At 74.1% G+C, this 21,883-nt stretch carries 11 protein-coding genes; 2 read left to right on the forward strand and 9 right to left on the reverse strand.

Annotated features, from left to right (window positions below; translation table 11 throughout):
• The first annotated feature begins 158 nt into the window (after positions 1 to 158).
• Positions 159 to 1,039, forward strand: a protein-coding gene (locus Msi02_RS17895) for an IS5 family transposase (protein WP_373308278.1) whose coding sequence is annotated in 2 segments (ribosomal slippage) — positions 159 to 554 and positions 557 to 1,039 — 879 coding nt in all. Because the reading frame shifts where the segments join, the coding sequence is not laid out codon by codon here.
• On the opposite strand, the gene Msi02_RS17900 is transcribed toward Msi02_RS17895, so the two are convergent.
• The 6 genes from Msi02_RS17900 to Msi02_RS17925 are packed head-to-tail and all read right to left on the reverse strand — an operon-like array spanning position 994 to position 6,840.
• A complete protein-coding gene (locus tag Msi02_RS17900; protein WP_204049401.1) occupies positions 994 to 1,833 on the reverse strand; it encodes an ABC transporter permease in 840 nt (279 codons plus the stop codon). The two genes, Msi02_RS17895 and Msi02_RS17900, sit on opposite strands and share 46 nt — an antisense overlap.
• Entirely contained in the window at positions 1,830 to 2,741 is a 912-nt protein-coding gene (locus Msi02_RS17905) for an ABC transporter permease (RefSeq protein WP_204049402.1), read from the reverse strand. The genes Msi02_RS17900 and Msi02_RS17905 overlap by 4 nt, the downstream gene beginning before the upstream one ends.
• Positions 2,726 to 3,820 carry an ABC transporter substrate-binding protein gene (locus Msi02_RS17910; protein WP_204049403.1) on the reverse strand — a complete coding sequence of 365 codons (1,095 nt, stop codon included), beginning with the start codon at positions 3,818 to 3,820 and terminating at the stop codon, positions 2,726 to 2,728. Before Msi02_RS17910 ends, Msi02_RS17905 begins: the two co-directional genes overlap by 16 nt.
• Positions 3,813 to 5,318: an FAD-dependent oxidoreductase gene (locus Msi02_RS17915; RefSeq protein WP_204049404.1), complete on the reverse strand. Its 1,506-nt coding sequence runs from the start codon at positions 5,316 to 5,318 to the stop codon at positions 3,813 to 3,815. The genes Msi02_RS17910 and Msi02_RS17915 overlap by 8 nt, the downstream gene beginning before the upstream one ends.
• Positions 5,315 to 6,511, reverse strand: coding sequence for an FAD-dependent oxidoreductase (locus Msi02_RS17920; protein WP_204049405.1), 1,197 nt, complete (start codon positions 6,509 to 6,511; stop codon positions 5,315 to 5,317). Before Msi02_RS17920 ends, Msi02_RS17915 begins: the two co-directional genes overlap by 4 nt.
• Before the next feature lie 2 nt (positions 6,512 to 6,513).
• On the reverse strand, positions 6,514 to 6,840 hold the full coding sequence (locus Msi02_RS17925) for a (2Fe-2S)-binding protein (protein ID WP_204049406.1): 327 nt from the start codon (positions 6,838 to 6,840) through the stop codon (positions 6,514 to 6,516).
• Positions 6,841 to 7,034: 194 nt separating this feature from the next.
• On the opposite strand from Msi02_RS17925, the gene Msi02_RS17930 reads away from it, so the two are divergent.
• Positions 7,035 to 7,670, forward strand: a complete 636-nt coding sequence (locus tag Msi02_RS17930) for a TetR/AcrR family transcriptional regulator (protein WP_204049407.1) — start codon at positions 7,035 to 7,037, stop codon at positions 7,668 to 7,670.
• Between the two features lie 126 nt (positions 7,671 to 7,796).
• On the opposite strand, the gene Msi02_RS17935 is transcribed toward Msi02_RS17930, so the two are convergent.
• Genes Msi02_RS17935 through Msi02_RS17945 form a run of 3 tightly spaced genes read right to left on the reverse strand, consistent with a single transcriptional unit; the run spans position 7,797 to position 21,798 of the window.
• Complete coding sequence (locus tag Msi02_RS17935; protein ID WP_204049408.1) at positions 7,797 to 8,756, reverse strand: threonine ammonia-lyase; 960 nt, start codon at positions 8,754 to 8,756, stop codon at positions 7,797 to 7,799.
• A complete protein-coding gene (locus tag Msi02_RS17940; RefSeq protein WP_204049409.1) occupies positions 8,753 to 17,032 on the reverse strand; it encodes a non-ribosomal peptide synthetase/MFS transporter in 8,280 nt (2,759 codons plus the stop codon). The genes Msi02_RS17935 and Msi02_RS17940 overlap by 4 nt, the downstream gene beginning before the upstream one ends.
• Positions 17,029 to 21,798, reverse strand: coding sequence for a non-ribosomal peptide synthetase (locus Msi02_RS17945; RefSeq protein ID WP_308441813.1), 4,770 nt, complete (start codon positions 21,796 to 21,798; stop codon positions 17,029 to 17,031). The genes Msi02_RS17940 and Msi02_RS17945 overlap by 4 nt, the downstream gene beginning before the upstream one ends.
• Positions 21,799 to 21,883: the final 85 nt, after the last annotated feature.

Here is a 21,883-nt window from a genome sequence, read left to right on the forward strand (position 1 = left end):
AGGGCCTGTATCGAAGTTCGCGGTGGTGCGTGAGTTGGTCTGAGGCGGGGCGTCGGGGAGTCCGAGAGGTTGTAGATCGACAACGCAAGAGGTCTCCGGTAAGAGGGTTGATCGACCAAGACAAACCTGAAACCGGAGACCTCGTGGCCACCTTAGCGGTGACGAGGCGGTTCGACCTCACCGATGCCCAGTGGGCGGTACTGGAGCCGCTGCTGCCGGCACCCAAACGGTCGGGGCGGCCGTCGCTGTTCAGCAAACGGCAGTTGATCGACGGGATCCGCTGGCGGGTACGAAGTGGCGCGCCCTGGCGGGATGTGCCTGACTGCTACGGATCCTGGTCAGCGGTGTACGCCCTGTTCCGGCGCTATCAGCGGGACGGCACCTGGCAGCAGATCCTGACCGCCTTGCAGGCGCTGGCGGACGCGGCCGGGCGCATCACCTGGGATGTCAGCGTCGATTCCACGATCGCCCGGGCGCATCAGCACGCCGCCGGGGCACGGAAAAGGGGGATCTTCAAGCCGAGCCGCCCGGCGGCAGGTGCGGCACCGAGCCCGCCGATCACGGGTTGGGGCGTTCTCGTGGCGGCCTGACCAGCAAGCTGCATCTGGCGTGCGAGCAGGGGCAGAAGCTGCTGGCGATCGTGCTGACCGCCGGGCAGCGCGGTGACAGCCCGCAGTTCACCGCGGTCATCGGCGGCATCCGGGTGCCGCGGCTGGGCGTGGGGCGGCCCCGCACCCGCCCGGACCGCGTCCTGGCCGATAAGGCCTACACCTCTGCCGCCAACCGCGCCTACCTGCGGCGGCGTGGGATCAAGGCCACCATCCCCAGCAAGGCCGACCAGGACGCCAACCGTCGCGCCAAGGGATCCAAGGGCGGCCGGCCACCCGCCTTCGACCCCGAGATGTACAAGCGGCGCCACGCGGTGGAGTGCGGCATCAACCGGCTCAAACGCCACCGCGCTGTCGCCACCAGGTACGACAAACTCGCCGTCCGCTACGAAGCAACGATCCTCATCGCCGCGATCAACGAATGGCTCTGACCGACTTCGATACAGGCCCTAGCGGCCAGCGTGAGCCCACCGCCGACCAGGACCGTGGTGAGGACCAGGATCATGGTCGCAGCGGCGGCGAGCGTGGGATCGGTCTCGCGGGTGACACTCGAATACATCTGGACGGGCAGGGTGACGAGGGTGGGGCTCTGGATGAACAGGGAGACCACGACCTCGTCGAACGAGGTCACGAACGCGAACAGGGCGCCCGAGACCACACCCGGCATGATCAGCGGCAGGGTGACCTGCCGGAACGTCGCCCACCGCCCGGCGCCCAGGCTCGCGGCCGCGGTCTCCAGCCGTTCGTCGAACGTACGCAGGGAGGCCGTCACGGAGACGACGACGAAGGGCATGGCCAGGACGGTGTGGGCGGCGACGAAGCCGACGAGCGTCCCGGCGAGGCCGAGCTTCAGGAAGACGGCGTAGATCCCGATGGCCAGGATGATGCCCGGGACGATCATCGGGGCGAGCAGCAGCACGCTCGCGGCGGCCGCTCCCCTTCCGTTCGTCCAGCGGCTGAGCCCGAACGCCGCCGCCGTGCCGAGGGTGGTCGCGACGACGGCGACGAGCACGCCGACCAGCAGCGAGTTGGCCAGTGCGGCGGTCCACGCCGAATCGCCGAAGAAGTTGGCGTACCACCTGGTCGACCAGCCGGTCGGCGGGAACGTCAGCGACACCTTGTCGGTGAAGCTGAGCGGGATCACCACCAGGGTGGGCGCCACCAGCCAGGCGGCGACCAGGACGCCCGCGGTCCACAGGGCGGCACGGGCGAGCCGGGCGCTCATCGGGCGCCCGCCCTGCTCCGGCGGCCGGCCCGCGTGGCCAGGCCGAGCAGCCCGATCAGCAGCAGGGTGGCGGCGAACAGCACGACCGCCATGGCGCCGCCCCTGCCCCACATCAGCATTCCGCTGACCTGCGTGTACATGAACTGCGAGATCAGCGCCTCACTGGGCGAGCCGAGCAGGGCCGGCGTCACGTAGAAGCCCAGCGAGGTGATGAAGACCATCGTCGCCCCGGCGGCGACCCCCGGCAGGGACAGCGGCACGAAGACGCGCAGCAGCGCGACCAGCGGACGGGCGCCGAGGCTCTGGGCGGCGGTCAGCAGCCGCCGGTCGATGCCGCTCATCACCGAGTACAGCGGCAGCACCATGAACGGCATCAGGATCTGGACCATCCCGATGAGGACTCCGGCCTGCGTGCGAACCAGGCTCACCGGTCCCAGGCCGAGCAGCCCGAGGAACCCGTTGACGACGCCGGTGTCCTGGAGCAGCACGAGCCAGGCGAAGGTGCGGACCATGAGGCTGGTCCAGAACGGGAGCATGACGATCAGCAGCAGCGCCGCCCTGGCCCGCGGGGAGGCCACCGTCATCAGGTACGCGTAGGGATAGGCGAGGCACAGGCAGATCACGGTCGCCCACAGGGCCGTCGAGAACGTCCTGGTCAGCACGGCGACGTTGGCGGAGGAGCCGAAGAACCAGGCGAAGTTGCCGGTTCCCGGCGAGGGCGTGGTGAACGCGCTGACGAACGTCTGCGCGACCGGGTACGCGAAGACCGCGAGCAGGACCAGCAGGGCAGGGACGATCAGCAGGAACGGCCAGTTCCGCGTCCCGCGCCGGGAGCCCGCGCCCTTCTCTGCGGGCGCGGCGGCCGGCGCCGGGCCGCTCGGCGACAGCGGGCTCAGGAGAGCAGCCACTGCTGGAACCTGTCGTTGACGGAGTCGCGGTTCTTGCCCCACCACTCGTCGTTCACCTTGACCTGGGTGTCGAGGTGGGTGGTCGGGAGGTTCTCCTTCGCCGAGGGGTCGACCTGGTCCTGCGCCGCCTTGCTCACCGGTCCGTACGGCTGGTACTTCGTGAACTCGGCGGTGGGGCCGGCCGACGTCATGTAGGCGATGAGCTTCATCGCCTCGGCCTTGTTCCTGCTGCCCTTGACCACGACCCAGTACGCCTCCTGCGACAGCCAGGAGTCCCAGGCGATCGTGATGGGGGCGTTCGCGGCGGAAAGCACGGCGCGGGCGATCCATACCATGCCCATGACCGCCTCCCCGCTCTCGAGGTACTGCTGGGCCTGGGCGCCGGTCTCCCACCAGATGAGCTGGTCCTTGATCGTGGACAGCTTCTTCAGTGCCCGGTCCACGTCGATCGGATAGAGGTCGGCCGGGGCGACGCCGTCGGCGAGCAGCGCGATCTCGAAGATGCCGCCGCCCACCGACTTCCAGGCGGTGCGCTTGCCCGGGTACTTCTTCAGGTCGAAGAAGTCCGCCCAGGGGGTGGGCGCGGCGCCACCGGTCTTGTCGGAGCGGTAGGCGAGGACGGTGCCCTCGATGTCGGCGGCGACGCGGTACGTCTGCGCGTAGCCGTCCACGATGGACGACTTGTCGACGACCGAGTAGTCGATCGGCTCCAGCCACCGGGAGTCCGACTCGCTCCCGAAGTCGTTGCCGACGACCACGATGTCCCAGGACGGGTTGCCCGACTCGGCCTGCGCCTTGATCTTGGCGTTGTCCGTGGGGCCGTCCTCCTTCACGGTGATCCCGTTCTTGGCGGCGTACGGCGCCCACATGGTCTTGGCCTGCGCCTTCTGGTAGTCGCCGCCGAAGCTCACGACGGTCAGGGTCGTGCCGCCACCGCCGCCGCCGCTCGACGACGAGGCGGAGAAGCCGCCGCCGCAGGCGCTGAGCACGCCGGAGGCCGCGAGGAGGCCGAGCCCTTGGCCGCCGCGGATGAGCAGCGTACGGCGGGACAGCATCCCGTGCGCGCCGGTGTCAGTCACTGGTTCCTCCTGAAGGAGACGGCCGCCCGGCCGCGCCGGGCGAGAGAGGGGTGAGGGGAAGGTCGCTTCCGGGCTTCCATCGGGACAGGCGGCGGCCCGCCTCGGCGCCGTGGGCCAGGGCGGCGGCGGGGTCGGTCGTCCCCGCCGCGCCGCCCGCGACCGCCACGCCGCCCGGCAGGGAGTAGGGCCCGTCCGCCTCGTCGCGGGTCACGTCGAGCGTGACGTCGCCGTGGTAGAGCCGCTGCAGGAGCAGTTCCTCGGCCGGTCGCCGTCCCGCGGCCACCACCACCGTGTCGCAGGCGAGCCGCACGACCGAGCGACCCGCAAGCGGGGCGACCACCAGGCGGCGCACGCCACGATGCCCGGTGGCCTCCCGTACGGCGTGGCCCGGCAGGTACGGCACCCGCGCGGCGGCGAGCGCCGCCGGAAACGCCCCGGCCGGGATCTCCCGTTCCGGCCGGGGGTCGACGACGGCCGCGAGCGTGACGCCGACGGCGTGGAGCTGCTCGGCGAGGCCGTAGCCGTACGGCTCGGCGGCCACCACGACGGCGCGTTCACCGGGGCGGACGCGATCGACGTTGATCAGACGCTGGACCGGACCGGCCATCATCACGCCGGGGATGTCGTTGCCGGGGAACGGCATCGGGACGTCGTAGTCGCCGGTCGCGACCAGCAACCGGTCGGGGCGCAGCACCAGCAGGCCGTCCGGGGTGTCCACTGGCAGCGCCCCGCCCTCGTACCAGCCGAGCGCGGTCGACGCGGTGAGCACCGTGATCGAGGCGTGCTGACGCGCCCGGGCCGCGAGGTCGGCCACCAGCCGGAATCCGGGGACCTCCACGCCGTCGGGGCCGCGCACGTCACGCGTCTCCGCCCGGAGCGCGCCGCCCGGCTCCTCGCCCTGGTCCACCAGGACCACCTCCAGCCCGCTCCCGGCGGCGGCCAGGGCGGCGGCCAGCCCGGCCACGCCCGCGCCGACGACGGCGAGCGGGGTCCGCCGCTCCCCCAGGCCGGGCCGCAGCGCTCGCGCGGCGACCTCGGCCGCCACCGTGCGCCCGCCGCCCGCGATCACGCCCATGAGGCGTTCCGCCAGATGGGCCAGCCGGGGTGAGCCGCGCAGCAGCCGGAACTGGAAACCCGCGGGGACGAGCGCGGAGAACCGGTCGATCGCCCCGAGCAGATCCCAGTCGGCGCCGGGCCAGGCACGCTCCCGGCGCACCGACTCGCCCCCGCGCAGCGGAGTGGCGCATCCCGGCACGCCGTAGTGACCGTCGATGGTGAGCTGGCAACCGGGGCACGAGGGGGTGCCGCAGGTCAGCCCGATGCCGCGGGGGCGGTGGTACTTGAAGCTGCGGGAGAGCACCCGCACTCCGGCGGCGTGCAGCGCCGTGGCGACCGGCTCGCCCTCGTACCCGTGCAGGGTGCGGCCCTCGAACGTGAACGCGACCCGCCTGGACCTGGCAGGCGACGCCGACGGATGGGTGGTGATGCGCAGGTTCACGCCGCGTTCCCCTCCTCCGCGGCCACCACGAGGGCGCCCTCCTGGATGAGCCGTCCTTCGTGCAGGCGGGTGACCGAGAAGGGCCGGAGCAGCTCCGGCATGACGCCCTCGTGGATCCCCCGGGCGAGCAGCGCGCCGGTCGCGGGGGCGCCCATGAAGCCGTAGACCCAGCCGCAGGTCAGGTAGAACCCGCCGACCTCGGGCGCCGGGCCGATCACCGGGGACAGGTCGTCCGCCTGGTCGACCAAGCCCGCCCAGTGGCGGAGCAACCGCACCCCGGCCAGCCGGGGCAGCAGCCGGACGAACTTCGCGGCCATGTCGGCGAGCAGCGTGTAGGTGCCGTTGAGGCTGTCGCTGACGTCGGGGTACGGCAACTCGGTTCCGCCCACGAACTCGCCTCTGGCCGTCTGGTGGCAGTAGCCGAGCAGTTCCAGGCTGGCGAGCGCGGGACGCAGGAACGGCGCGACCGACTCGGTGACGATCATCTCCAGGCGGCAGGTGCGGGTCGGCAGCCGCACCCCGGCCATCTCGGCGATCGCCCTGGCCGCGCCGCCCGCCGCGTTCACCACGACCGGCGTCGAGACGTCCCCGCGGTCGGTGCGGACGCCGCGTACGGCCCCGCCGGCGACCTCGACGCCGGTCACGGTGACACCCGTGTGGATCTCCACGCCGAGACGCGCGGCGGCCCGGGCGTACCCCCATACGACGGCGTCATGGTGGGCGAACCCGGCGTGGTCCTGGTAGACGCCGCCGAGCGCGAGATCGGGGTTGACCTCGGGCACGATCCGGCGCGCCTCCTCGGCCGTGACGAACTGGGAGCGCACGCCCAGCGCGGCCTGACGTACGGCGTCGGCCCGGCACCGCTCGACCTGCTCGGGCGTGGAGGCCAGCACCAGGTAGCCGCTGCCGGAGAACAGCACGTTGAAGTCCAGTTCGGCGGAGAGCGTGCGCCAGCGGCGCAGCGACTCGTCGAACAGGCCCGTCCACTCGCGGGAGCCGAACGCGGAGCGGATCATCTCGCCGTTGCGGCCGCTGCCGCCGCCTCCGGGATAGCTCCGGTCCAGCACCGCCACGTCCCGGACGCCGAGCTTGGCCAGCTCGTACGCCAGCGCGAGGCCCTGCACGCCCGCGCCGACGATCACGACGTCGTACGCGCGGCGGAGCGGGGAGCGGCAGGCTCCGGGGATCGCCATGGTCAGGCACCCCCCGTCGTACCGTTCACGGGGCTCGTCTCAGAGCTCGTCTCGGCGGACGGCCCGGCGGCGCCGGCGAGCACGCCGAGAGGGACGGGACGCAGCGGTGGCCGGGCCGTGGGGCGCCGGTCGACCCGTCCCTCGTCGCCGCCCGCCAGCTCCCGCAGCAGTTCCATGACCGGGCCCGCGCAGTGCTTGCCCTGGCAGGGGCCCATGAAGACGGCCGTCGCCCGCTTCAGCGTCTCGGGGTGGGTGTAGCCCGCCGCGTACATCGCCCGGATGTCCTCGACGGTCACGTCATGGCACGGACAGATGATCGTCTTGCCCACCGCCCCCTCCAGTCCATGGCTCCGCGGAGCGCTCCGACCTGCGTCAGCGCTCCGGCTCCGTTAGTACCGCATTATTAGAGGAGTGGCTTCATGCCCTTGTCAATAGGGCTTTTCGGGTTCCTTTTACGCGTCGACGATCGCTATAGTGCGCTCCGGAGGCGACAGGCACAGGACGGGCCGAGAAAGGGCAACGGGTGGACGCCGCACTGGAGGTACGGACCGACGGTCAGCGAGGGCGCATCCTCGCCTCGGTCATCGAGCTGGTCGCCGAGATGGGCTACGAGCGGGTCCGGCTGCGGGACGTCGCCAAGCACGCCGGGGTGTCGATCGGCACGCTGCAGCACTACTACGAGACCCGCGACGGACTGATGCTGGCCGCCTTCGCGCACCACACCGGGAAGATCATTCAGGGACTGGAGGAGATCGCGGCCCGCCATCGCGACCCCTGGGACCGCATCCGCAGCCTGGTGGAGTACATCACCCACCCGCGCGGCTTCCGGAACCGCTGCCTCGCGTTCATGGAATACGCCGCCGCGTCCGCGCGGGACAAGGAGCTCAGACGCCTCTTCGGGCTCCAGTACGACGGCTGGCGGGCCCCCATGCACGCCGCGATCGAGGAGGGCCTGGCCAACGGGGTCTTCCGGGTCCACTCGACGGTGGAGGAGACCGTCGATCTGATCCTCACCCAGATCGACGGCTTCGAAATCGCCGTGGCCACACAGGTTTCCGGCATGACCAGAGCCCGGATGCACGACTCGCTGCTCCGCGGCATCTCGGTGCAACTCGGCCTGCCTCCGTGGACGCCCGCCCAGGTGGCCGCGGGCACCTGACGGCCGGCGTTCGCGTCAGACCGGTCCGCCGGCCGTTTCCACCCGAGGCCTGCCCACGCGCCTCCGCGATCGTCCGCCGGCGGACGGTGTCCCTCTCGGGTTCACCGGCCGCCGGCGGACGCCCCCTCACGGGCCTCCGACGAGCACGCGCTCCTCCACCTCGCCTACGTCGGGGTGGACGGCCACGTTTCCGCCGGAGAGGACGGCCACCACGGGCCCGGGCGGCAGCGCCGCCCGATGGGTGAGGTAGGCGGCGGTGGCGGCGGCGCCGCTGGGCTCGACGTGCTCACCCAGCTCCTGCCGCAGGAGGCGGGCGGCCGCCATGATGGCGTCCTCGCTCACCGTCACCATGTCGTCCACGTAGCGGTGGATGTGCTCCCATGCCAGGGCGCCCAGGACCGGAGCACGCAGGCCGTCCGCGCAGGTGCGGTAGGTCTGCCGCACCGGCCACGCCGTACGCCGGCCCGAGCGGAAGCTGGCCGCGCCGTCGGCGGCCAGCTCGGGCTCGACGCCGATCACGCGGATCGCCGGATAGGCGGCCTTGGCCGCGACGGCGACCCCGGCCAGCAGGCCGCCGTTGCAGACCGGCACCAGGATCGTGCCGGCGCTGGGCACGTCGGCGGCGATCTCGGCGCCGACGCTGCCGTGCCCGGCGATGACGTCGAAGTCGTCGGAGCGGACCACGGTAGCCCCGAGCCGGTCGGCCAGGGCCAGGCAGGTGACCTCCCGCAGAGCGGGCGGTGCGATCACCACCTCCGCGCCCAGCCCGCGCGCCGCGTTCACCTTCAGAGCCGGCGCGGTGTCCGGCAGCACCACCGTCGCCCGCAGGCCGTGCTCGGCGGCGGCGTACGCGATGGCCTGGGCGTGGTTGCCGGAGGACTGGGCGATGACGTGCCGCACGCCGCGCTCGGCCAGCCGGCCGACGGCGTTGGCCGCGCCGCGCACCTTGAAGGAGCGGGTGGGCTGCCGGTTCTCCGGCTTGACCCAGAGTCGTTCGCCGGGCAGGCGCAGCAGCGGGGTGCGCCGGACGAACGGCGCGATCCTGGCCGCGGCCGCGGTCACGTCGGCTGCCGTCACCAGGATCATGCCACCTCCTCACCCTCGGCCCGCAGCGGCACTCGCCCCTCGGCACGCTCGCTTACCGCGTTCAGCAGCTCCGCCTGGACGGCGTCCAGGTCGGCCGCGGCCTCGGGCGGCGGCGCGGCGTCGGGGACACGGTCCTCCAGGTGACGCAGCGGCCGGTAACGCAGCCCCAGCAGGCCCCAGACGGCCAGGAACACGCCGCTGGCCAGCAGCACCAGCGCGGCGCCCCGGCCCGGGCCGGACGCGTACGGCTGGGCCCAGTCGGCCAGCGGGCCCGCGGACAGGAAGCCCAGCGGCTGCATGGCCGTGGCCAGCATGACGTTGACGGCCAGGACGCGGCCCTGCAGCTCCGGGCCCACCTTCACCTGGATGATGGACAGCCAGTGCGCGTTGCCGATGCTCATGCAGGCCAGCCGCAGGAACAGCCCGGCCGCGATCAGCCATACCGCCGGCCACACGCCCATCAGCACCACGCCGATGCCGGACCCGACCACGAAGGCGATCATTCCGGTGGCCCGGCGCCGGGTCCCTCCCCATACCAGCACCACACCGGTGCCCACGGCCGCGCCGAGGCCGCCGAGCGCGGTCACCGTCCCCAGCTCGGCCGGGGAGCCGATGGCCAGCACGACCGGAGTGACCAGCACCCACATCAGCGCGGTGCAGAAGTTGACCACTGCGAAGTAGACCGCCATCACGAGCAGCGGCCGGCGCCGCAGGAGGAACCGCCAGCCGCCGGTCAGCGCCGCGCGGAACGTCTCCTCCTGACGGTGGAACAGCCGGTCGGGGAACCGGACCACCAGCAGGGTGACCACCCCCACGGCGAACGTGGCGACGTCGAGTGCCACCACCGCGGACAGCCCGAACACGCCGATCAGCGCGCCGCCGGCGAGCGGCGCGACCACGTTGCCCACCCCGAAGCCCAGGTTGGCCAGGGCGTTGGCCTGGGTGAGGTACGGCTTGGGCACCAGTTGCGCGACCGCGGCGAGGTAGGCGGGTTGCTGGAAGGCCATGACCACCGAGGTGACGCCGACGATGAAGCACACGTTCCACATCGCCAGATTGCCGGTGATCAGCAGCAGGACCAGCGCCGCCATGGCGATCCCGGAGACGGCGTCGCAGGCCAGCATGATCCGGCGCCGGTCCACCCTGTCGGCCAGCGCGCCGCCCAGCGGGGTGAGCAGCACGGTCGGGATCTGGGACAGCATCACGATCAGCGCCAGGTCGATGATCCGGCCGCTGTTCTGGTAGGCCCAGACGCCGAGGGCGAAGGAGCTCAGCGCCGTGCCCACGGCCGACACCAGCTGCCCGCTCGCGACGGTGTAGAACGGGCGCAGGCCGGTCCGTACGGGCGTGCTCACGGGGTCGGGCAACCGCCCGGACGCCCAGCGCCCGACGCGCTCGGTGATCAGGGCGGCCAGCGGCTCGGCCTGGTGCCGCAGGAAGTAGTGGCCGGCGCGGGGCAGCACGGCGAACTCGGCCCTGGGGGCGAAGGCCGCCCACTCGGCGTACCGCTCCTCGTACAGCTCGGTGGCCCGGTCCCGCTCTCCGACGACGCACAGGACGGGGGCGCGCAGCAGCGGTCCCCCGCCGGCGAGTTCGCGGCCGAACCACTCCCGCGCCTGGTCGGCGTCGTGGCGCATCGCCCGCACCGCCGCCTGTTTGGCGGCCTCGTCCATGTCGTCGAGCAGCCCGCCGGTGGCCCGCAGCGCGTCGCGGAACAGCCGGTCGGAGACCAGGCGGTCGCCGCCGAACAGCCGCCGGACCAGGCCGGGCAGCCGCGCGCTCGGGAAGCTCGCGGCCGCGATCACGCCGAGGACGGGGACCTCGTCCGCCTCCAGCCTGCGGGCCAGGGCCACCGCGGGCGCGGAGCCCACGCAGTGACCGTAGATCGCCACCGGTCCCGACGCGGTCGCCTTCACCTCCGCGGCCAGGGCCTCCACCAGCTCGTCCAGCGGCGCCGGCGGCTCCTCCGGCCGCGCCGGGTCGTGGCCGGGCAGTTCCACGGCGAGCACCTCCACGCGCTCGCCGAGGGCCCGGGCGAGCGGCTGGTACACCGCCGCCGACCCGCCGCCGTACGGCACGCAGACCAGGGTGAACTCGCTGGTGCGGCTGCCGCCCAGGCGGTGCAGCAGCCCGCCGCAGTCCTCTTGGCCCGGGGACGGGTGGTCCAGGAACGCGGCCAGCTCGGCGACCGTGGGCCGGGTGAACAGGTCGATGACCCGCAGGCCGCGGCCGATCTCCTTGACCGCGCGCACCGCCGCGAAGGAGTCCCCGCCGAGGGCGAAGAAGTCGTCGTCCGCCCCGACGCGCTCCACGTCGAGCACCTTCGCCCATGCCCGGGCGACGAGCTCCTCGCCGGGCGTGGCGGGCGGCACGAACCCGGCGGCCTCCGCCCGCGGCGCAGGCAGGGCCGCCCGGTCGATCTTGCCGTTCGGGTTCAGCGGAAGCCGGTCGAGCGTCACGAACTGCGCCGGGACCATGTAGTCGGGCAGCCGCTCGCGCAGCGCGGACCTGACCGCCGCGACCTCCACGGTGGACGGCGTCACCCAGGCGGCGAGCTGCCTCGCCTTCCCTTCCCCGACCGGCAGCACCACGGCGTCGGCGACCTGGGGCAGGGCGCGGAGCGCGGTGGTCACCTCTCCCAGCTCGACCCGGTAGCCGCGCACCTTGACCTGGTCGTCCACCCGGCCGCGGAACTCCACCTGCCCGTCGGCGGTGACCCGCAGCAGGTCGCCGCTGCGGTAGCAGCGTCCCTCCCCGGTCAGCGGGTCCGGCACGAACCGTTCGGCGGTGAGCTCGGGCCTGCCGATGTAGCCGCGGGTGACCCCAGGGCCGCCGACCACCAGTTCGCCGGGCACCCCGACCGGCACCGGTCGCATGCCGCCGTCGACCAGGTGCCCGTAGACCCCCGGCAGGGGCCGGCCCAACGGCACGATGCCGGTTCTGCGCTCGGTCGGGACCTCGTCGGTCTCGCAGACCATGCAGATCATCGTGGACTCGGTGTGCCCGTAGTGGCTCTGGATGCGCAGTCCCGGGCGGGCGGCCCTGGCCCGTTCTACCAGGTCCCAGGGGCACGCCTCGCCCGCGAGGATGAGCAGCCTGCGCGGCAGCACGGCGGCCAGGTCGCCGCCGGAGGCCAGCAGTTCCAGGTGGCTGGGCACGCACTTGACCACGTCGATCCGGTGCCTGCCGAGGTAGTGGGCGAACGCGCCGGGGTCCATGGCGGTCTCCCTCGGCACCAGGTGCACCGTCCCGCCCGTGGTCAGGGCGCCGAACACGCAGGTGAGGCCGAAGTCCGCGGCGGGTGTGGAGACCACCGCGTACGACGCGCCGGGCGCGCCGATGCGGGGCAGCATGCCGCTCAGATATCCGGCCACGCTGCGGTGCTCGGCGGCCACCGCCTTGGGCGTGCCGGTGGAGCCCGAGGTGAAGATGACGTGGTGCAGATGCTCGGGCCGCACGTCGACCTCCGGCCGGTCCGACGGCAGGTCGGGCAGCCGGTCGAGCAGGAGAACCCGACGGCCGTCACCGGCCAGCGGGGCGAACTCCTCGGTGGTGACGACCGCCCGCGCGCCCGCGGCGTCGAGCATGGTCGCGACCCTGGCGGCGGGATAGGCCGGGTCCAGGGGAAGGTAGCCGCCGCCCGACTTCTGAATGCCGAACAGGGCGCAGGCCAGGTCGCTTCCCGGCTCGAGCAGGACGCCGACCGGCTCGTCGGCGTGCACCCCCGCGGCGAGCAGCCAGTGGGCGATCCGGTTGGCGGCCGTCTCCAGTTCGGCGTAGGTCAGGCCGCGGTCCGCGCCGACCACGGCGAGCGCGTCGGGAGTGGCGTCCACCCAGCGCTCGATCAGCCGGTGCACGGGTTGGTCACGCACCGGTTGATCAACCGCCGGGACGTCCTCCGCCGACGGCAGCGGCTCCCCGGCCAGGATCGGGCCCGTCACCGGCTCGAGCGGCACCGCGCCCACGGGGGCGTCCGGGTCGGCGAGCATGCCGTCCAGCAGGGCGAGGTACCACCGGGTGAACCGCGCCGCGGTGGCCGCGTCGAACAGGTCGGTGCGGTAGCCGAGCCCGCCGCGCAGCCGCACGCCCGGCCCGTGGTCGACCACATGCCAGTTCAGGTCGAACTTCGTCGTCCGTTCCTCCAGGTCGATCTCCGTCGCGTCCAGGCCGGGCAGCCGCGCGCCGCCGGCTCCGGGGATGTAGTTGAGCATCACCTGGAACAGCGGAGTGGCGGCCAGGTTCCGCTCCGGCCGCAGCAGCTCCACCACGCGGTCGAACGGCGCGCCGGCGTGGGCCAGGGCGCCGAGCGTCGCCTCCCTGACCCGGGCCAGCAGTTCGTGGCCCGTCGGGTCGCCGCCGGTGTCGGTCCGCACCACGACCGTGTTGAGGAAGCAGCCCACCACTCTTTCGGTGTCGGGGTGGTCGCGGCCGGAGACCGGCACGCCCACCGCGATGTCGGTGCCGGCCGAGAGCCGGGACAGCAGGGCCTGCAGACCGGCGAGCAGGACGACGAACGGCGTCGCCCGATAGGCGGTGGCCACCGCCCTGACCCGCTCGCTCAGCTCCGCCGAGAGCTCCAGCTCCACCGAGGCGCCGCCGGGATCGGCGACCGCCGGGCGCGGCCTGTCCGTGGGCAGGTCGAGCACCGGCGGCAGGCCGTGCAGCCGCTCGGCCCACCAGTCCAGGTCGGCCGGCTCGGGCAGCGGGGCCACCTCGGCGTACTGCGCCGGGGGCGGCTCCGGCCGCGGGCCCGCGCCGAGCCTGGCGGCGTACAGCGCGGACAGCTCGGACAACAGCAGTCCGCGGGTCCAGGCGTCGGTGGCGATGTGGTGGAAGGTGAGGGAGAGCACGTGCTCCCGCTCCCCCGCCCTGAGCAGGACCGCCCGCATCGGCGGCTCGCGGTCCAGTCTGAACGGGGTGGCCAGGTGCGCGGCCACCGCGGCCTCGACCTCGGACGCCTCGACGTCGGCCGTGGAGACCGGCACCTCCGCGACCGGCCGCACCACCAGGACCGGCTCGGCGCCGGAGTCGTCGATGACGCTGCGCAGCACCTGGTGCCGCTCGGCGAGGTCGCGTACCGCGCCCAGCAGCGCCTCCGCGTCGAGCTCTCCGCGCAGCCGCAGCGCCAGCGGCACGTTGTACGCGGTCGAGCCGGGCTCCAGTTGCGCCAGGAACCACAGCCGGGCCTGCACCCCCGACAGCGGCGCCGGGCCGGTCACCCTGCGCCGCCGCGTCCCGGTCTCCCCGGTCGTACGGGGGAGGTGGGCGGCCAGGTCGGCGAGCACCGGATGCTCGAACAGCAGCCGTACCGGGACCGGCACGCCGAGCCGTTCGCGCAGCCGGCCGGCGGCGCGGGTGGCGGCGAAGGAATGCCCGCCGAGGGCGAAGAAGTCGTCGTCCACCCACACTTGCGGCAGGTCCAGGACCTCCGCCCAGATCTCCGCGAGCAGGCGCTCCTGCGGCGTGCCCGGCGGCACGCGCACCGCGGGCGCGGCCTCGGGCACCGGCAGGGCCGCGCGGTCGACCTTGCCGTTCGGGGTGAGCGGCAGCGCGTCGAGCACGCCGATCGCCGCCGGCACCATGTAGTCGGGCAGCCGTTCCCGCAGCGCGGCACGCACCTGCGCCGCGTCGACGGTGGCGGGCGTCACCCAGGCGGCCAGGCGCCGCTGCGCCCCCGTGCCGACGGGCTGCACGAAGGCCTCGGCCACCTGCGGAAGCGCCCGGATCGCGGCGGTGACCTCGCCGAGCTCCACCCGGAACCCGCGCACCTTCACCTGGTCGTCGACCCGGCCCAGGAACTCCACCAGCCCGGCCGGGTTCACCCGCACCCGGTCTCCGGTGCGATACCAGCCGTCCGCGAACCGCTGCGCGGTCAGGTCGGGCCGGCCCAGGTAGCCGCGGGCCACGCTCGGCCCGCCGATCCACAGCTCACCCGGCACGCCGTACGGCAGGGGCCGTCCGGCGGCGTCCACCACCCGGCACTCCACGTTCGGCAGCGGCCGGCCGAGCGCCGCGACGCCGCGGGACGCCTCGGCGGCGTCGCAGGCCAGCACCGAGACCGTCGTCTCGGTGGGCCCGTAGTGGATCTGGACCTCCAGGTCGGGGCGCGCCTGCCGCACCCGTTCGAGCAGGTCGTGCGGCACGGCCTCGCCGGCCAGGACGAGCAGCCGGCGCGGCAGGGCGTCCATGCCCAGCAGCTCCAGCTGGCTGGGCACCATCTTGACCGCGTCGACCGGGTGCGCGGCCATATAGGCGGCGTACGCCGCCGGGTCGGTGGCCGCCTCGTGGTCGATCAGGTGCAGGGTGGCGCCCGAGGTCAGCGCGCACAGCACGTTCGTCAGGCCCAGGTCGGCCGCGGCGGTGGACACGAGCGCGAAGGACGTCAGCCCCTCGGGCAGGCGCTCGGCCACGGCGCCCAGGTAGTGGACGATCTGCCGGTGCTCGACCGCGACTCCCTTGGGCGCGCCCGTCGAGCCGGAGGTGTAGATGACGTACGCGAGGTGTTCCGGCGGAACGCTCACGCCCGGACGCTCGGAGGACTCGCCCGCGGCGGCGGCGATCTCGGCCTCGGTGAGCACGAAGCGCGCGCCCGCGTCGGCCAGCACCGCCTCCGTCCGCCGGACCGGGTAGACCGGGTCCAGCGGCAGGTAGGCCGCGCCCGCCTTGAGCACCCCGAGCATGGCGACCACCAGCTCCGGCCGCCGTTCCAGCAGCACCCCGACCGGCTCCTGCGGCCGCACGCCGCGAGCCAGCAGCAGGTTCGCCACCTGGTTGGCCCGCCGATCCAGCTCGGCGTAGCTCAGTGACCCGACGGCGGTCGCGTCCGGGCGGGCCTCGGCCACCCGCTCGACCAGCGCGTGCAGCGGGGTTCCCGTCGGCAGGTCCCTGGCCGGGCCGCGCAGGCCGTCCCCCGCGGGCAGCCGCACCGGTGCGTCAGGGTCGGAGAGCATCCCGTCCAGCACCGCCAGATACCAGTCCGCGAGCCGCCGTACGGTGGCCTCCTCGAACAGGTCGGTGCGGTAGCGCAGCTCACCGGAGAACCGGCGGCCGTCGTCGCACAGTTCGAGGTTGAGGTCGAACTTGGCCACCGGTGACGCCAGCGGTTCCTCCCGGACCTCGACCCCGGGCAGGCTCACCGGCGGTCCCGCGTCGTACACGTTCAGCATGACCTGGAACAGCGGGGTGACCGCGAGGTTCCGCTCCGGCCGCAGTCGCTCCACGATCCGCTCAAAGGGCGTGCGCGCGTGGGCGAACGCGTCCAGCGCGGCGGCACGCGCCCTGGACAGCAGCTCCGCGCCGGTGGGGTCTCCTGAGGTGTCGACGCGCATCACCAGGGTGTTGACGAAGCAGCCCACCACCGATTCGGCGTCCGGGTGGTGGCGGCCGGCATGCGGCACGCCCACGGCGATGTCGTCACTGCCGGACAGCCGGGACAGCAGCGCCTGCAGGCCCGCCAGGAAGACCATGAACGGCGTGGCACCCGCCACCGCCCGCACCTTGGCCGACAGGGCCTCGGGCACCTCGACCGCGACCGCGTCCCCCTCCCAGGTGGAGGTGGCCGGGCGGGGCCGGTCGGCGGGCAGGTCCAGCACCGGCGGCAGCCCGTTCAGGTGACCGGTCCACCAGTCCAGGTCGGCCTCGGGCTGATCGCCCACCTCCGACGCCGCCTCCCACGCCGCCACGTCGGCGTACTGCAGCGCCGGGGGTTCCGGCCGCGGCGCCAGGCCGAGCCGGGCGGCGTACAGGGCCGACAGGTCCCGGAGCAGCAGGCGCTCCGACCAGGCGTCGGTGGCGATGTGGTGCAGGGTCAGCGCGAGCACGTGCTCGTCGCCGCCGAGCCGGAACAGCGTGGCCCGCATGGGCGGCTCGGCGTCCAGCCGGAAGGGGCGCCACGCCTGCTCGGCCAGCTCCCTCTCCAGCGCGACCGGCTCCACGTCCACCACGCGGACGGGCACGCCGCCGGCCGGGCGCACCCGCGCGCCGTCAACGACGCCGCGCAGGATCCAGTGCCGCTCGGCCAGGTCGGCCACCGCGGCGGTGAGCGCCTCCACGTCCACCGGCCCGGTGAGCCGCAGCGCCAGCGGCACGTTGTAGGCGGGAGTGTCCGGTTCGAGCTGAGCCAGGAACCACAGCCGTTCCTGAGCGGGCGACAGCGGCATCTCCGTGGCGGACGTCGCCGGGATGCCGGTGACTCCGGGCGCTTCCACCGCCGCTTGGGCAGCGGCGAACCGGGACCGGAGCAGATCGGCGATCCGGTCCTGATGAGTTTCGGTCATTTCTCGCTTTCCCCCGTCAGTTCCGCCAGCAGGAGCTCTTCCAGCTCGGCGGCGAAGTCGGCCAGCAGCGGCCGTTCGAACAGCGACCGCACCGGCACGGCCAGCCCGAGCGTCTCCCGGATCCGGCCGACCACCCGCGTCGCGGCGAACGAGTGCCCACCCAGGGCGAAGAAGTCGTCGTCGGCCCAGACCGCGGTGCGCTCGAGCACCGCGCCCCAGATCGCGGCCACCAGGCGTTCGGCGTCGGTGCCGGGCGCCGGCCTTCCGTCCTCGGGCGCGTCGGGCGGCTCGGGCAGGGCGGCGCGGTCCACCTTGCCGTTGGACAGGACCGGCAGGGCCGGCAGCGCGACCCACCGCCTGGGCACCATGTGACCGGGCAGCCGCGACCGGACGTGCCGCTCGACGACGGCCAGGTCGGTCGTCTCGGGCGCGACGTAGCCGACCAGGTGCGTCTGGGCGCCCACGCCGGCGACGGTCACCGCCCCCTGGGCCACCTCGTGCAGCACCGCCTCGATCTCGCCCAGCTCGATCCGGTATCCACGCACCTTCACCTGGTGATCCCTGCGGCCGTGGAACTCCAGCGCCCCGTCCGGCCGCCGGCGCACCAGGTCTCCGGTGCGGTAACACCGGCCGCCGGGGACGAACGGGTCGGCGACGAACGCGGCGGCCGTCAGGTCGGGCCGGCCCCGGTAGCCCCGGGCGACGCCCGCGCCGCCCAGCAGCAGTTCGCCCACCGCGCCCGGCGGCACCAGCCGCAGCCCGGAGTCGACCACGTACGCCCGCTCCCCCGGCATCGGCAGCCCGATCGGCACCCGGCCGGTCTCCTCTGGGCGGACCCGGTGCAGGGTCGACGTGACGGTGGCCTCCGTCGGGCCGTAGGCGTTCCACAGCTCCCCGACCCGGGCCAGGATCTGCTCGGCCAGCGCCGGGTCCAGGGTCTCCCCGCCGACGACGGCCCGCAGCGCCGGGTCGCCGGCCCAGCCGGCGGCCAGCAGCATCCGGTACGCCGTCGGCACGAGGTCGATCACCGTGACCCCGCCGGCCGTGATCACCTCGGCCAGCGCGTGCCCGTCCACCGCGGTGGCCCGGTCCACCACCAGGCAGGTGCCGCCCGCGGCCAGGACGCTCCACAGTTCGGACGCCGAGGCGTCGAACGTGAGGGGCGCGACGGCCGGCTGGACGTCGTCCGGGCCCAGCCGCAGCGCCGCGGCCATCCCGCCGGCGAGGGCGGCCAGGCTGCCGTGGGTGACCTCGACGCCCTTGGGCGCCCCGGTGGAGCCGGAGGTGTAGAGCACGTACGCCAGGTCGCCGGCCCGCACCTCGGGCAACCGGGCCGGGCCGTCGTGGGCGGCCGCCAGGTGGTCCACGTCCAGGGTGGGCAGGCCGGGAACGGCCACGCCGCCGCGGGTGAGCACCACCCGGACCCCCGCGTCCTCGGCGAGCGCGCGCAGGTGGGCGGGCGGATGCTCGGGGTCGAGCGGCAGGTAGGCCGCGCCGGCCCGCCAGACCGCCAGCAGCACCGCGGGCATGAGGTGGTCGCGCGGCAGGCAGACCCCGACCACCTCGCCGGGCGCCACCCCCTGCCCGACCAGCCCGGCCGCCGCCCGGGCGGACCAGTCGTGCAGTTCCGCATAGGTGAGGCAGGCGCCGTCCGGCCCGGTCACCGCGGTTCCGGCCGTGTGCGCCGCCAGCGCCCGGGGCACCGTCTCCGGGAACGCCACCGGCTCGGGCCCGGCCGCCGCCGCCAGCAGGGCGGAGCGCTCGTCCGGGGTGACCAGCTCGAAGGCCGCCAACGGCTGGTCCGGGTCGGTCAGCGCGCACCGCAGCAGCCACATCAGCCGGTCAAGGTATGCCGCCGCCTCGGCCGGGTCGAGACGAGCCCTGCCGTACTCCAGCTGCAGCTCGGTGCCGTCCGCCGTCCGGTTGACCAGGACGCTGAGCTCGTGCACCGCCGCGCCCGAGCCGAGCTCGGTGAGCAGTTCCAGAGGGCCGAGGCGCACCGGCACCTCGGCGTGCTGCATGGCGAGCAGCACGGGGGCCCTGGGCAGGTCGGCGGGCGGGATCTCCTGGTGGACCAGTGCCCGGGTGGTCGCGGCCGCGGCCTCCCTGACCAGTCCCCGGAAGGTCAGCTCGCCGGTCGGGCGCAGCCGTACGGGCACGGTGTCCACCAGGGGGCCGATGACGCCGGTCAGCTCCGGCCGGGCCCGGCGTGCCGCGACCACCCCGACCAGGGTGTCCGGCTCCCCGGCGGCCAGGGCCAGACCGGCGAGGTACACCGCGAAGGGGGTGGCGCCGCAGTCCCTGGCCAGCCCCGCCACACGCGTGAGGAACTCCTCGGGGAGCGGCCGGATCACCCGGTCCGCCGTCAGGTCCGCGGGCGCCCGGTCCGTCACCGGCGCGCCGTCCAGCTCGGCCCGCCAGAACTCCCGCAGCCGCGCCAGGTCCGGATGGTCGAGCTGCCGCACGGCCACGTCGCCGAACTTGACCTCCGGCCCGGTCACCGCCTCGCCCGCGAGCTCGGCGGCCAGCTCGCTCATCAGCACCCCGACCGAGCCGCCGTCGAAGGCGATGTGGTCGGCCACGACCACCAGCTCGGCCTCCCCCTCGCCCAGCCGGCACAGGCTCGCCCTCAGCAGCGGCACCTCACCGGTCAGGTCGAACACGTGCGCCGCCGCCTCCTGGGCGACCTTCTCCGGGTCCTCCCCCGCGGCGTGCTCGGTCAGGGGCACGGGGGCCGGTGGGTGCACCACTGCGTACGGCAGGCCGTCATCGTCGACGGCCACCGTGCTGCGCAGCACCTCGTGCCGGCGCACCACCGCGTCGAGTGCCCGTCGCAGCGGCGCCACGCCGGTCAGGCCGCGTACGCGGAACCGGACCGCCACCGTGGTGACGGGGCTGTCGGGATGGAGCCGGCTCAGCGTCCAGAACTCGCGCTGCATGTCGGTCAGCGGATGCCGCGTCGGGTCGCCGCGGCGGACGGGAGCGGGGCGGTCCTGACCGCTGGACGGCTCGCGCAGCCGGGCGGCCATGCCCGCGGCGGTCGGGTCGGTCAGGAAGGCGGCGAGCGGCACGGTGTGCCCCAGCCGTCGGGACAGCTCGGTGACGACCCTGGCCGCGGCCAGGGAGTGCCCGCCGAGGTCGGTGAAGCGGTCGTGGACGCCGACCTCGGGCAGCCCCAGCACGCCGGCGATCACCTCCGCCACCAGACGCTCGTCGTCGGTGCGCGGGGCGACCAGCGCCGCGCCGGCCGGACGGACCGCGCCGAGCCTGGGCAGCGCCGCGCGATCCACCTTGCCCGTGGGGGCGAGCGGAAGCTCCTCGGCGACACCGATCCGGGTCGGCACCAGGTGGTCGGGCAGCCGGGCGCGCAGCCAGTCCCGCAGGTCCCGCTCGCTCACTCCGGACGCCGCCACGTGGCCGGCCAGGTAGGCGATCCCGTCGTCGCCGGTCGCGGCCAGCACGACGGCCCTGCGTACCGCGGGATGGCGGCCCAGCGCCGCCTCCACCTCGCCCAGCTCCACCCGGTAGCCGCGGATCTTGACCTGGTCGTCGGTCCGTCCGGCGTAGCGCAACTCGCCGTTCACCCGGCGCACCAAGTCGCCCGTACGGTAGACGCGGCTGCCGTCGGGGTCGGTGCGGAACGCGGACGACTCACGTCCGAGGTATCCGCGGGCCACACCCGGCCCGCCGATCCACAACTCACCGAGTTCCCCGTCGGGGACCGGGTTCCCTCCCTCGTCCCGTACGGTGAGCACCGCGCCGGCCATCGGTTCGCCGAGCGGGGGATCGCCCTCGTAGTCCCGGCCCACCTCGAAGGCGGCGCAGGCCGTGGTGCACTCCGTGGGGCCGTACAGGTTCAGCACCCGGCGCACTCCAGGGTTGGCGTAGATCCGCCGCACCAGGGCTCCGGTCAGCGGCTCGCCTCCGGAGAGCACCGTGCGCACCCCGCTCGGCAGCGGCTCGCGCAGCAACACCGACAGCGCGGAGGGCACCCCGTTCACCGTGGTCACCTCATCCCTCGCCGGCAGGGTGGGCAGCGACAGCAGGGTGTCGGCGAGGATCACCGTCCCGCCGGCGACCAGCGGCACGAAGAGCTGGGTGATCGACGCGTCGAAGCAGACCGAGGAGCCGGCCAGCATGCCGCTCAGCTCCTCGGCGGAGTACGCCGACGCCTCCCAGCGCAGCAGGTTCAGGGTGTTGCGGTGCTCCACGACCACGCCCTTGGGCGTCCCGGTGGAGCCGGAGGTGTAGATGACGTACGCCGCGTCGCTCGGATCCCCCGCCACGCGGGGCGCCGCGGCGCCCGGCACCACGTCGTCCACGAGGACGGTCTCGGCCCTGGTCCGTACGACCACCCCGCGCAGCCCGGCGGAGGTGAGCACCGCGGCGACGGCCGAGTCCTCCGCCATGAACGTGAGCCGCTCGGCCGGATAGGCGGGGTCGAGCGGCACGTAGGCCGCCCCCGCCTTCCACACCCCCACGAGCGCCGGGACGAGCCACTCGTCGCGCGCCAGGCAAACCCCGACCAGTTGCCCCCGCCCGATCCCCCGCGCGGCCAGGGCATGGGCGACGCCGTCGGCCCTGCGATCCAGCTCCGCGTAGGTGAGCCTGCTGGTGCCCGCCACCACGGCGACGCGATCAGGAACACGTCGGCACCGCGTCTCGATGGCTTCGTGGACGCGGCCCGGGACCGAGTGTTCCGGCTCCCTCGGGTCATCCCCCCGCCCCGCGGTCACCGACGCCCCGTTTCTCACACCAACGGACACTTCGCCCCCTTTTCACACCAATCTCCATTGACAGTGCGAAATCGCTATCTCGTTGTTTGCGGGCAAAAGCGTGCGATATGCGGCT

The sequence above is a fragment of the Microbispora siamensis genome (assembly GCF_016863095.1).
In the GTDB taxonomy this organism is placed as follows: domain Bacteria; phylum Actinomycetota; class Actinomycetes; order Streptosporangiales; family Streptosporangiaceae; genus Microbispora; species Microbispora siamensis.